Annotated in this window: 11 protein-coding genes; 6 read left to right on the plus strand and 5 right to left on the minus strand. The window is 65.6% G+C overall.

All coding sequences use genetic code 11. The features are described 5' to 3' along the window. The first annotated feature begins 21 nt into the window (after positions 1-21). Positions 22-483, plus strand: coding sequence for a DoxX family protein (locus tag ACMGG8_RS03515; RefSeq protein WP_414159175.1), 462 nt, complete (start codon positions 22-24; stop codon positions 481-483). Here the strand turns inward: ACMGG8_RS03515 and ACMGG8_RS03520 are convergent. After that, the gene (locus ACMGG8_RS03520; protein ID WP_060836838.1) at positions 449-1,399 is read right to left on the minus strand and encodes a choline sulfate utilization transcriptional regulator; all 951 of its coding nucleotides are present in this window, start codon (positions 1,397-1,399) and stop codon (positions 449-451) included. The genes ACMGG8_RS03515 and ACMGG8_RS03520 overlap by 35 nt on opposite strands. A gap of 114 nt (positions 1,400-1,513) precedes the next feature. On the opposite strand from ACMGG8_RS03520, the gene betC reads away from it, so the two are divergent. The 3 genes from betC (at position 1,514) to ACMGG8_RS03535 (ending at position 5,638) form a co-directional block, all read left to right on the plus strand. Beyond that, on the plus strand, positions 1,514-3,028 hold the full coding sequence (gene betC, locus ACMGG8_RS03525; protein ID WP_414159176.1) for a choline-sulfatase: 1,515 nt from the start codon (positions 1,514-1,516) through the stop codon (positions 3,026-3,028). Positions 3,029-3,043: 15 nt separating this feature from the next. After that, positions 3,044-3,961, plus strand: coding sequence for a choline ABC transporter substrate-binding protein (choX, locus tag ACMGG8_RS03530; protein ID WP_414159177.1), 918 nt, complete (start codon positions 3,044-3,046; stop codon positions 3,959-3,961). 108 nt (positions 3,962-4,069) lie between these two features. Beyond that, positions 4,070-5,638, plus strand: a complete 1,569-nt coding sequence (locus ACMGG8_RS03535; RefSeq protein WP_414159178.1) for a SulP family inorganic anion transporter — start codon at positions 4,070-4,072, stop codon at positions 5,636-5,638. Positions 5,639-5,761: 123 nt separating this feature from the next. On the opposite strand, the gene aroE is transcribed toward ACMGG8_RS03535, so the two are convergent. Both aroE and hemF read right to left on the minus strand, forming a co-directional pair. Beyond that, the gene (gene aroE / locus ACMGG8_RS03540; RefSeq protein WP_108544940.1) at positions 5,762-6,583 is read right to left on the minus strand and encodes a shikimate dehydrogenase; all 822 of its coding nucleotides are present in this window, start codon (positions 6,581-6,583) and stop codon (positions 5,762-5,764) included. A 95-nt stretch (positions 6,584-6,678) separates the two neighbouring features. Then, the gene (gene hemF / locus ACMGG8_RS03545) at positions 6,679-7,596 is read right to left on the minus strand and encodes an oxygen-dependent coproporphyrinogen oxidase (RefSeq protein WP_060836833.1); all 918 of its coding nucleotides are present in this window, start codon (positions 7,594-7,596) and stop codon (positions 6,679-6,681) included. A gap of 167 nt (positions 7,597-7,763) precedes the next feature. Between hemF and ACMGG8_RS03550 the strand changes: the two genes are divergently transcribed. Next, complete coding sequence (locus ACMGG8_RS03550; protein ID WP_414159179.1) at positions 7,764-8,741, plus strand: NADPH:quinone reductase; 978 nt, start codon at positions 7,764-7,766, stop codon at positions 8,739-8,741. 67 nt (positions 8,742-8,808) lie between these two features. Here ACMGG8_RS03550 and ACMGG8_RS03555 read toward each other — a convergent pair whose 3' ends face one another. Beyond that, positions 8,809-9,366, minus strand: coding sequence for an L-threonylcarbamoyladenylate synthase (locus ACMGG8_RS03555; protein ID WP_414159180.1), 558 nt, complete (start codon positions 9,364-9,366; stop codon positions 8,809-8,811). A 94-nt stretch (positions 9,367-9,460) separates the two neighbouring features. After that, positions 9,461-10,573: a DNA-processing protein DprA gene (gene dprA / locus ACMGG8_RS03560; protein WP_414159181.1), complete on the minus strand. Its 1,113-nt coding sequence runs from the start codon at positions 10,571-10,573 to the stop codon at positions 9,461-9,463. Positions 10,574-10,973: 400 nt separating this feature from the next. Between dprA and def the strand changes: the two genes are divergently transcribed. Then, positions 10,974-11,480: a peptide deformylase gene (def, locus tag ACMGG8_RS03565; protein ID WP_011058411.1), complete on the plus strand. Its 507-nt coding sequence runs from the start codon at positions 10,974-10,976 to the stop codon at positions 11,478-11,480. The last annotated feature ends 30 nt before the right edge of the window (positions 11,481-11,510 follow it).

The following is an 11,510-nucleotide window of genomic DNA, read 5'->3' on the forward strand; positions in this document are numbered from 1 at the left end:
AACCACACAAGGACTTGTCATATGCCTGCACTCCCAATCAGATCGCCGCTCCAGGCACCGGAACAATGGGCCGCCCTGTTCCTGCGCCTGGCCCTGGGCGCCATGTACGTCGCCCACGCCCTGTTCAAGATCCTGGTCCTGGGCTGGCCGGGCACCCTCAAGCTGTTCGGCGCCACCGGCATGCCCGAGTGGCTGACCTACCCGGCGGTGTGCGCCGAGCTGGTGGGGGGCTTGCTGCTGATCCTCGGAGTCGGCGTGCGCTGGATCGCCCTGGGGCTGATGCCGATGCTGCTGGGGGCGATCGTCTTCGTCCACGGCGCCCACGGCTGGATCTACACCAGCCCGGGGGGCGGCTGGGAATACCTGGCCTTCCTCGCGGTGGTGTCGCTGGCGCTGGTGTGCCTGGGCAACGGCGCGCTGTCCCTGTGGAGCCTGTTCAAGGTGCCGTCTACAAGGCAATGGACGGCAACGCCAGCCCCCTGAGGGACTGGGCACTGCCGGCCTGCTCGGCCATCAGCCAGTCGACGAAGCGCTGGATCAACGGTCCGCGACGCTTGCGCGGCGGCAGCACCACGTAATAGCCGTAGGCGGACAGCGCACTCTGGGCGATCGGCCGGCACAACAGCCCCTGTGCCAGCAAATCGTCCACCAGATGGCGCCAGCCGATGGCCACGCCCTGGCCGCCGATGGCCGCCTGGATCAGCAGGGTGTAATTGTCGAAACGCAATTGCCCCGGAGGCGGGGCGCCGGCCAGGCCCAGTTCGCGGAACACCCCGCTCCAGTCGAACCAGTGACTGGCGTTTTCCCCCCGCAGGTGCAGCAGCGGCATCTCCAGCAGGGCCTGGGCGGGCAGGGGCGCCAGGCGCTCCTTGAGCAGCAGCGGGCTGCACACCGGAAACACTTCCTCGCTGAACAGCCAGTGGCTTTCGCCATGCTTGAAACGTCCGTCGCCGAACAGCACCGCCACATCGATATCGCTGCGCAACATGCTGTGGCTGCGCTCGCTGGTCACCAGGCTGACGTCCACCTGGGGGTTGGCCTGATGGAAACGATGCAGGCGCGGCATCAGCCAGTAGGCGGCGAAGGCGAAATCCGTGGCCACCTGCAACACCTCATGCTGATGCTGCTGGGCCAGGGCCGTGAGGCCGGCGTCGATGCTCTGCAGGCCGGCCTGCACCTGTTCCAGCAACAGCGCGCCGGACTCGGTCAGTTCGATGCCGCGGTAGATGCGGTCGAACAGGCGCACCTGCAACTGCTCTTCCAGGCGCTTGATCTGCTGGCTGATGGCCGGCTGGGTAGTGCCCAGTTCCACCGCCGCTGCGGTGAAGCTGCGCAGACGAGCAGCCGCTTCAAACACCCGGAGCAGGTCCAGGGACAGGTCACCAAGGGCTTCATACATAAGCGGTGCTTATCCTAGTCATTGCCGCACATGGGCTTTACCGCCAAAGACATGGAATCCATGCTCGATCGCAGCACTTTCGCATAACCGTCGACTATGGAATGCCGCGAACCCATGAAGCGCAAGAACATTCTTTTCATCATGGCCGACCAGATGGCCGCGCCCTTGCTGCCGTTCTACGGTCCATCGCCGATCCAGCTGCCGCACCTCAGCCGCCTGGCCGCCCGGGGCGTGGTGTTCGACGCCGCCTACTGCAACAGCCCGCTGTGCGCGCCCTCGCGCTTCACCCTGGTCAGCGGCCAGTTGCCGAGCAAGATCGGCGCCTACGACAACGCCGCGGACTTTCCCGCCGACGTGCCCACCTATGCCCACTACCTGCGGCGCCTGGGCTATCGCACCGCGCTGTCGGGCAAGATGCACTTCTGCGGTCCGGACCAGTTGCACGGCTACGAAGAACGCCTGACCACCGACATCTACCCCGCCGACTACGGCTGGGCGGTGAACTGGGATGAGCCCCAGGTGCGCCCTAGCTGGTACCACAACATGTCCTCGGTGCTGCAGGCCGGCCCTTGCGTGCGCACCAACCAACTGGATTTCGACGAAGAGGTGGTGTTCAAGGCCCGGCAATACCTGTTCGACCACGTTCGCGCGGGCGGCGACCAGCCGTTCTGCCTCACCGTGTCCATGACCCATCCCCACGATCCCTACACCATTCCCAAGGCGTTCTGGGACCTGTACCGCGATGACGACATTCCACTGCCCCAGACCCCGCCCCAGAGCGAGCTGGACCCGCACTCCCAGCGCCTGCTCAAGGTCTACGACCTGTGGGACAAGCCGCTGCCTGTGGATAAGATCCGCGACGCGCGGCGGGCCTACTTCGGCGCCTGCAGCTACATCGACAGCAACGTCGGCAAGCTGCTGCAGACCCTGGAAGACACCGGGCTGGCGGACGACACGTTGATCGTGTTTTCCGGCGACCACGGCGACATGCTCGGCGAGCGTGGCCTCTGGTACAAAATGCACTGGTTCGAGATGGCCGCCCGGGTGCCGCTGCTGATCTGCGCGCCGGGGCAGTTCGCCGCCGGGCGGGTCGGCGCCGCGGTGTCCACCGCCGACCTGCTGCCGACCCTGGTGGAACTGGCCGGCGGCCATGTGGAGCCCAACCTGCCCCTGGACGGCCGCTCCCTGGTCCCCCATCTGCTGGGGCAGGGTGGCCACGATGAGGTGTTCGGCGAATACATGGCCGAAGGCACTATCAGCCCGCTGATGATGATTCGCCGGGGCGCCTACAAATTCATCTACAGCGAAGACGACCCGTGCCTGCTCTTCGATGTCGCCCACGATCCGCAAGAGCGCATCGACCTCAGCCAGTCGGCCGAGCATCGAGCGCTGTTCGACGCCTTCCTCGCCGAGGCCCGGGCCAGGTGGGACATCCCGGCCATTCACCAACAGGTCCTGGCCAGCCAGCGCCGTCGCCGCCTGGTGGCCGACGCCCTGAACCGGGGCACGCGCAAGAGCTGGGATCACCAGCCCCTGGTCGACGCCAGTGCGCAATACATGCGCAACCACATCGACCTCGACGATCTGGAGCGCAAGGCGCGTTATCCACAACCCTGCCAACACCAATAATCCAAGGGGAAGAGCATGCAAACGTTATCCACAGCGCTGGCCGTCGGGTTCCTGGCTCTGGGCAGCGCAACCGCCTGGGCCGACTCGTGCGCAACCGTGAAGATGGCCGATCCGGGCTGGAGCGACATCGCCGCCACCAACGCCATCGCCAGCTTTCTGCTGGAGGGCATGGGCTACAAGGCCAAGATCGACACCCTGGCGGTGCCCATCACCTACGGCGGCCTCAAGGACGGCCAGGTGGATGTGTTCCTGGGCAACTGGATGCCGGCGCAGCAGGGCTTCTACGACAAGTTCGTGGCCAATGGCGAGGTGATCCAGCTGGCGAAGAACCTGGAAGGCACCGAGTTCACCCTGGCGGTTCCGGACTACGTGTGGAACGCCGGGGTGCATGATTTCGCCGACCTGAACACATTCGCCGACAAGTTCGACAGGAAGATCTACGGCATCGGCTCCGGTGCTCCGGCCAACCTGTCGCTGCAGGCGATCATCAAGAACAACGAGTTCAATCTAGGCCAGTGGAAGCTGATCGAGTCCAGCGAGCAGGCGATGCTCGCCGAGGTGTCCCGGGCCACGAAAAAACAGCGCTTCGTGACCTTCCTCGGCTGGACCCCGCACCCGATGAACGTGCAGCTGAACATGCGTTACCTGACCGGGGGCGAGCAGTACTTCGGCGCCAGCGGCAGCGTCTACACCCTGACGCGCAAGGGTTATGCACAGGCCTGCCCGAACGTCGGCAAGCTCCTGAGCAACCTGCGGTTCACTCAGGACATGGAGAACGCCATCATGGCCGAGGTGGTGAACAACAAGCTCAGCAACGCCGATGCCGCCAAGGCCTGGATCAAGGCCAACCCGGCGGTGCTGGAGCAGTGGCTGCAAGGGGTCCGGACCCTTGATGACAAAGAGGCCCTGGCGGCGGTGAAGGCCAAGTTGTAGCCCAAGGTGCGCCGGCTCCTGCGGGATCAGGGGCCAGCCTCGCCACATGCCCGAAGCCTGACAATGCATTACCCTGGCCCCCTCGAATTCCCCCTTCCGTGAGCAACCATGGCCTGGCCCAACCGCCATTCACTCCTGCCTTTTCTCGGCTGGCTGCCCCAGCAGACCCGCGCCAGCGTCGGTCGTGATCTGCTGGTGGGGCTCAGTGGCGCGATCCTCGCCCTGCCGCAATCGATCGCCTATGCGCTGATTGCCGGCCTGCCGCCGGAGTACGGGCTGTACGCGGCCATAGTCCCGGTGCTGGTGGCCTGCCTCTGGGGCTCGTCCTGGCACCTGATCTGCGGGCCCACGGCAGCGATTTCCATCGTGCTGTATGCCAGCGTCAGCCCCCTGGCGGTGCCGGCGTCCGAGGACTACATCACCCTGATCCTGCTGCTGACCCTGCTGGCGGGGATCTTCCAGTGGCTGCTGGGGCTGCTGCGTTTCGGCGCCCTGGTGAACTTCGTCTCGCATTCGGTGGTGCTGGGCTTCACCCTCGGTGCCGCGGTGGTGATTGCCCTGGGGCAATTGCCCAACCTCCTGGGCCTGGAGCTGCCGAACCAGGCCACCGCCCTCAATAGCCTGAGCTTGCTGCTGGAACACCTGGACGCTGTGGACAAGCCTTCGCTGTTGCTGGGGCTGGGCAGCCTGATCGTCGGCCTCGGCCTGAAGCTGCTGGCGCCGCGCTGGCCCGGCCTGTTGCTCAGCCTGGTGCTCAGTGCGCTGGTGGTCTGGCTGCTGCCGGGGGTGTTCGGCCACGTCAAATTGGTCAGCGCCTTCGTGGGCCGGCTACCGCCCTTGAGCCCGTTGCCACTGGACCTGGATCTGGTCCTGCGGCTGCTGCCCAGTGCCGTGGCGGTGGGGATGCTGGGGCTGGTCACCAGCCTGTCGATTGCCCGCTCGCTGTCGGCACGTTCGGAACAACTGCTCGACGCCAACCAGGAAGTCCGCGCCCAGGGCCTGTCGAACATGGTCGGGGCGTTTTTCTCCGGCTACCTGTCCTCCGGCTCTTTCACCCGCTCGGGCTTGAGTTATGAAGCCGGTGCCCGCTCGCCCCTGGCCGGGGTGTTCTCGGCGCTGTGGGTGGCGCTGTTCGCGGTGGCCGGCGCCGGGCTGATCGCCCATATCCCGATTCCGGCCATGGCCGGCAGCATCCTGCTGATCTGCTGGGGGCTGGTGGACCATCGGGGCATACGCGCGCTGTTCCGGGTCAGCCGCGCCGAATTTGTGGTGATGAGCCTGACCTGCATCGCCACCTTGCTCCTGGAGCTGCAGACGGCGATCTATGCCGGGGTCCTGGCGTCGCTGTTCTTCTACCTCAAGCGCACGTCGCAGCCACGGGTGCAGCAGTCCAGCGAGGGCGATGCCGACGTCCTGCGGGTCGGCGGCTCGATCTTCTTTGGCGCCAGTCATTACCTGCAAGTGCGCATGCAACGCTGCCACGCACCGAAACTGGTGATCGACGCCCGGCAGATCAACTTCATCGACTATTCAGGGGTGGCGATGCTGCATCAGGAGGCGCGCCGACTGAAACGCCAGGACCGCAGCCTGACCCTGCGCCGAGCCCGGCAGGCGGTGAAAGAGGAATTGATCAAGCTCGAAGGACCGGAGCACTGCCCGATCCACTTCGAAGACTGAACCCGCAGGCGTCTTGCCCACACTCGACGTAGGAGCCGGCTTGCCGGCGAAGAGGCCCTTGGACCTGGCGCCGGTCTTGAGGCCGCCTTCGCTGGCAAGCCAGCTCCTACGAGGGGAGAGGGGTTACTGCGCCAACTGGCGGCGCAGTTCGGCCAGCACCGGGGCGCTGTCCGGGCGCACGCCGCGCCACAGGAAGAAGGCTTCCGCCGCCTGTTCGGCCAGCATGCCCAGGCCATCGAGCACCAGTGCCGCTCCGTGATCGCTGGCCCAGCGGCAGAACGGCGTTGGCTCCTTGGCGTACATCATGTCGTAGCACACCGTCTTGCCCGGTTCGATCAGGCTGCTGGCAATCGGCGGCAAGTCCCCAGACAGGCTGGCGGAAGTGGCATTGATGATCAGGTCCACCGACTCCTCCAGCCAGTCGAAGCCGCTGGCCGACACCGGCCCCAAATCGGCGAACAGCTCGGCCAGCAACTCGGCTTTTTCCACGGTGCGATTGGCAATCACCACCGACGCCGGCTGTTGCGCCAGCAAAGGCTCCAGGGCCCCGCGCACGGCGCCCCCGGCTCCCAGGAGGAGGATGCGCTTGCCCTTGAGGCTGACCCCGGCGTTCACCGTCAGGTCGCGCACCAGTCCGGCACCGTCGGTGTTGTCTCCCAGCAGCCTGCCGTCGGCCTGCTTGCTCAGGGTGTTCACCGCGCCGGCCCGCTGCGCACGCTCGGTCAGGCTGTCGCACAGGCGATAGGCGTCTTCCTTGAACGGCACGGTGACGTTGGCCCCGCGGCCCTGGGCGAAGAAATCGCGGGCAGCGCCGGCGAAGTCGTCCAGGGGCGCCAGCAGGGTGTTGTATTCCAGTTGCTGGCCGGTCTGCTGGGCGAACAGCCGGTGGATCAAGGGTGATTTGCTATGGCCGATCGGATTACCAAAGACAACGTACTGGTCCATCTCTCATCCCATTTGCTCAACACACACGGGTAGGAGCCGCGTCCGCCTTGAAGGCCTCTTCGCCGGCAAGCCGGCTCCTACACGGTGGGTGCGGGTTAGTGGCTGGCCGCCAGCCAGTCGCGGTCCTGCAGGAAGTATTCGGTCAGGCGTGCCTCTTCGGTGCCCGGCTCGGCCTTCCAGTCGTAGCCCCAGCGCACTTGCGGCGGCAACGACATGAGGATCGATTCGGTACGCCCGCCCGATTGCAGGCCGAACAGGGTGCCACGGTCGTAGACCAGGTTGAACTCCACGTAGCGGCCACGGCGGAATTCCTGGAACTCGCGCTGCTGCTCGGTGTAGGCCGCGGCCTTGCGGCGCTGGACGATGGGCAGGTAAGCCTCGATATAGGCATCGCCTATGGCGCGCATGAAGGCGAAGCAGGTGTCGAAGTCCCACTCGTTCAAGTCGTCGAAGAACAGGCCGCCGATGCCCCGGGGCTCGTTGCGGTGCTTGATGTGGAAGTAGCTGTCGCACCAGGCCTTGTAGCGCGGGTAGACGTCCGGGCCAAAAGGCGCGCAGGCGCGTTCGGCGACCTGGTGCCAGTGCACGCAGTCTTCTTCATTGCCGTAGTAGGGGGTCAGGTCGAAACCGCCGCCGAACCACCAGACCGGTTCTTCACCTTCCTTCTCGGCAATGAAGAAACGCACGTTGGCGTGGGAGGTCGGCACATGGGGGTTGTGCGGGTGGATCACCAGGGACACGCCCAGGGCCTCGAAACCCCGACCGGCCAGTTCCGGACGATGGGCACTGGCCGAAGGCGGCAGGCCGCTGCCGAACACGTGGGAGAAGTTGACCCCGCCCTTTTCGATCACTGCACCGCCACCGATCACCCGGGTGCGTCCGCCACCGCCGGCAGGCCGGGTCCAGGCATCCTCGATGAAGCGCGCGCCGCCGTCTTCGTTTTCCAGGGCAGTGCAAATACGGTCTTGCAGGTCGAGCAGGTAGGCTTTTACGGCCTCGGTGCGGGTAGTCATGGCATCACCTTGAATCGGGCAAAGCTAGGCGGCGCCAGGGATGAAACCGGGGCCGGCGCAAATGGGCGCGTAGCATAACACCGCACTGTGTCCACTCGCAGTTGACGAAGGTCAAGCAGAGGAGTCCGATAGAACCCTTTCACGCGACGACCAAGGAGTGAGTACAGATGGCCAAACGTATCCAGTTCCGCGCCCATGGCGGCCCCGAAGTACTCGAGTATGTGGATTACCAGCCCGCCGAACCGGGCCCGCAGCAGGTTCGCGTCAGCAACCGGGCCATCGGCCTGAACTTCATCGATACCTATTTCCGCAGCGGCCTGTACGCACCGCCGGCGCTTCCGTCGGGCCTGGGCGCCGAAGGGGCCGGGGTCGTGGAAGCCGTGGGCAGCGCGGTGACCCGCTTCAAGGTGGGCGATCGGGTGGCCTATGGCAGCGGCCCGCTGGGTGCCTACAGCGATGTGCACGTGCTGCCCGAAGCCAACCTGGTGCACCTGCCGGACACCATCAGCTTCGAACAGGCCGCCGGGGTGATGCTCAAGGGCCTGACCGTGCAGTACCTGCTGCGCCAGACCTATGAACTCAAGGGCGGCGAGACCGTGCTGTTTCACGCGGCCGCCGGCGGCGTCGGTTCCCTGGCCTGCCAGTGGGCCAAGGCCCTGGGAGTGAAACTGATCGGCACCGTCAGCTCACCGGAAAAAGCCGCCATCGCCAAGGCCCTGGGTGCCTGGGAAACCATCGATTACAGCCATGAAGACGTGGCCCAGCGAGTGCTGGAACTGACCGACGGCAAGAAGTGCCCGGTGGTCTACGACGGCGTGGGCAAGGACACCTGGCTGACTTCCCTGGATTGCCTGGCACCCCGCGGGCTGATGGTCAGCTTCGGCAACGCCTCGGGCGCGGTGGAAGGGGTGAACCTGGGGATTCTCTCGGCCAAGGGCTCGCTGTATGTCACCCGGCCGACCCTGGCCAGCTACGCCAACAATGCCGAGAACCTGCAACGCATGGCCGACGATCTGTTCGCCATGATCGCCAGCGGCCAGTTGAAGATCGAGATTGGCCAGCGCTTCGCCCTGGCGGATGCCGCCAAGGCCCATGTCGAGCTGTCGGCACGGCGCACCACCGGTTCGACGGTGCTCTTGCCCTAAGCGCCTTCGCCGGCCAGCCGGCTCCTGCAACACGCGTCGCGATGACCCGTGGGAGCCGGCGCAGCAATCAGGAAGGCCGCACCACCCTGCCGGTGGCCAGATCGCGGATCAGGCTCGGGTTCTTGCGCCCGCCCAGGCTGCCGGTGAGTACCAGGTCCAGTTGCCCACGGAAGTACTGCTCGACGCGCAGCCGCGTGCGCGCCGCCGGCCGCCCCTGGGGATTGGCCGAGGTGGAAATCAGCGGTCCCACCAGCGCGCACAGTTCACGCACCAGCGGATGGTCGCTGACCCGCAACGCCACCGTGTCATGCACCCCGGTGACCCACTCCGGCAGCAGGTTCTGATGGGGCACCAGCCAGGTGTTGGGACCCGGCCAGGTGCTGGACATGCGCTCCATCCAGGTGTCGGGGAAGTCCTCGAAGAGAAAGTCGAACTGATGGATGTTGTCGGCGATCAGAATCAGGCCCTTGTCCACCGAGCGTGACTTGATCGCCAGCAGGCGATCCACCGCCTCTTCGTTCCACGGATCGCACCCCAGGCCCCAGACCGCTTCGGTTGGGTAGGCAATCACCGCCCCTGCGCGAATCTCTCGTGCGGCTTGTTGCACACGCCAACTGCTGACCATTGCCGAATCTCCAGATAAAAGCTGTGCGCAGTTTACCGATCCTGCCTATAAAACCTAGGGCCTGTTGCGGTTTGGCGACAGGGCGCAACCGCCCTCAACTCGACCCCGGGCGCGCCAGCCAGCGGCCGTTTTCATTGACCGCAAGGCCGTCGATCTCCAACTCGCTCAAGGCCGCCAGCACCCGCGGCAGGGGCCAGCCGCTGGCCCGCGCCAGGGCCTCGCTGCTGTGGGGCGCGGCCAGGAGCAGGGCCAGCAGCGGATGCCTGGCGGTTTCGGCCGGCATGGCGGCCGGCGGTGCCACGTGTTGCCAGCCCCTGAGGGTTTCGAGAATGTCCTGCACGCTTTCCACCAATACCGCGCCATCACGGATCAGCTGGTGACAGCCCCGCGCACCGGGGTGATGGATGGAACCGGGAATCGCGTACACCTCGCGGCCCTGTTCTGCCGCCAGGCGGGCGGTGATCAGGGAACCGCTGGCCACGCTGGCTTCCACCACCAGCACGCCGAGGGACAGGCCGCTGATGATCCGGTTGCGCCGGGGGAAGTGCTCCGCCCGCGGACCGGTGTCCAGCGCGAACTCGGAAACCACTGCGCTGCCCTGGTCAATCATCGCCTGGGCCAAGGCTCGGTGGCGCTGTGGATAAAAATTTTCCAGGCCGGTGCCCAGCACCCCCACCGTGTGCCCGCCAACGGCCAGTGCCGCCTGATGGGCTGCGCCATCGATGCCCAGGGCCAGACCACTGGTGATCACGAATCCGGCTCCGGCCAGGCTCCTGGCGAACGCCGCCGCGGTGTCCAGTCCCGGAGGCGAAGCGCGGCGGCTGCCCACCATCGCCAGCTGCGGCCGTTCCAGAATCGAAGGGTCGCCGGCCACGAACAACAGCGGCGGCGCATCCTCCAACTGGGCCAGCAAGGCCGGGTAGCCGGGCTGGTCCCACATCAGTAAATGCTGGGCCTGGTTGTCTATCCAGGCCAAGGCACGCCGAGCGCCCTCGCGCACTTCGGCGCTGCGCCGGGCATCGCTGCAGGCGGCCGGCAGGCCCAGGGCATGCCAGGCACCGGCCGGTGCACTGAGGGCTTTGGCGGCTGAACCGAAGGCCTGGAGCAGGCGCTGAAAGCGCCTGGGTCCCAGACCGGGCAGGCCATGCAAACGTAAACGGGCTTCCAGTTCCGCGGGGGAAATGGCGGCACTAATCGAGTGCGACATGGATCATCCTTGATCGTCATAGGTCCGGTCAGCGCCGGAACAAGCTGTGGATAAGTCTGTTGGTAACTTGTTGAGGACAAGTTTCCCGACGCCCTCGGGAAACGGTCCGCCAACTTCGCCGACGCTGCGCCCAAACGCTGGTCGCGCTCGCTGAGCAGACCTCGGTCACGCCCCCAGGAGCAGGCCTGCAGCGGCGACCGATGGCGGTCCAGCCCAACGGCGGCAAGGCGAACAGTCATTTCCTCGGGGGCTGAATCCCTTTATTATGTGCGCTCGCGTAAAACGCCAGAGCCTGCGCGGCTCGCTCCTTTGCAGAGCACGTTTTGCATCGGCGGCCCAGGTCCAGGACCTGTCAGGGCGCCGACTCCGCCCTTACTTCACACGTGTAGCAATTACGCTTATGGCCATTTTAAACATCCTCGAATTCCCTGATCCGCGCCTGCGCACTATCGCCAAACCCGTGGCCGTAGTGGACGACGAAGTGCGTCAGTTGGTCGACGACATGTTTGAAACAATGTATGAGGCCCCAGGCATCGGTCTGGCGGCGACCCAGGTCAACGTGCACAAACGCGTCGTGGTCATGGACCTGTCCGAAGATCGCAGCGAGCCCCGGGTGTTCATCAACCCCGAATTCGAAGCCCTGACCGACGAGATGGACCAGTATCAGGAAGGCTGCCTGTCGGTGCCGGGTTTCTATGAAAACGTCGACCGCCCGCAACGGGTCAAGATCAAGGCACTGGACCGCGACGGCCAGCCCTATGAGCTGATCGCCGAAGGACTACTGGCGGTGTGCATCCAGCACGAATGCGACCACCTCAACGGCAAGCTGTTCGTCGATTACCTGTCCACGCTCAAGCGTGACCGGATCAAGAAGAAGCTGGAAAAGCAGCATCGCCAGCAGGCTTGATGACCGTCTTGCAAAGGCTTGCCACGGCAA

This window comes from Pseudomonas sp. BNK-45 (genome assembly GCF_047456255.1).
Taxonomy (GTDB): domain Bacteria; phylum Pseudomonadota; class Gammaproteobacteria; order Pseudomonadales; family Pseudomonadaceae; genus Aquipseudomonas.

What these genes read in the sequence shown, in the direction of transcription:
- ACMGG8_RS03515 (WP_414159175.1), top strand. Translation starts at nt 22, where the DNA reads ATGCCTGCACTCCCAATCAGATCGCCGCTCCAGGCACCGGAACAATGG.
- ACMGG8_RS03520 (WP_060836838.1), bottom strand. Translation starts at nt 1,399, where the DNA reads ATGTATGAAGCCCTTGGTGACCTGTCCCTGGACCTGCTCCGGGTGTTT.
- betC (WP_414159176.1), top strand. Translation starts at nt 1,514, where the DNA reads ATGAAGCGCAAGAACATTCTTTTCATCATGGCCGACCAGATGGCCGCG.
- choX (WP_414159177.1), top strand. Translation starts at nt 3,044, where the DNA reads ATGCAAACGTTATCCACAGCGCTGGCCGTCGGGTTCCTGGCTCTGGGC.
- ACMGG8_RS03535 (WP_414159178.1), top strand. Translation starts at nt 4,070, where the DNA reads ATGGCCTGGCCCAACCGCCATTCACTCCTGCCTTTTCTCGGCTGGCTG.
- aroE (WP_108544940.1), bottom strand. Translation starts at nt 6,583, where the DNA reads ATGGACCAGTACGTTGTCTTTGGTAATCCGATCGGCCATAGCAAATCA.
- hemF (WP_060836833.1), bottom strand. Translation starts at nt 7,596, where the DNA reads ATGACTACCCGCACCGAGGCCGTAAAAGCCTACCTGCTCGACCTGCAA.
- ACMGG8_RS03550 (WP_414159179.1), top strand. Translation starts at nt 7,764, where the DNA reads ATGGCCAAACGTATCCAGTTCCGCGCCCATGGCGGCCCCGAAGTACTC.
- ACMGG8_RS03555 (WP_414159180.1), bottom strand. Translation starts at nt 9,366, where the DNA reads ATGGTCAGCAGTTGGCGTGTGCAACAAGCCGCACGAGAGATTCGCGCA.
- dprA (WP_414159181.1), bottom strand. Translation starts at nt 10,573, where the DNA reads ATGTCGCACTCGATTAGTGCCGCCATTTCCCCCGCGGAACTGGAAGCC.
- def (WP_011058411.1), top strand. Translation starts at nt 10,974, where the DNA reads ATGGCCATTTTAAACATCCTCGAATTCCCTGATCCGCGCCTGCGCACT.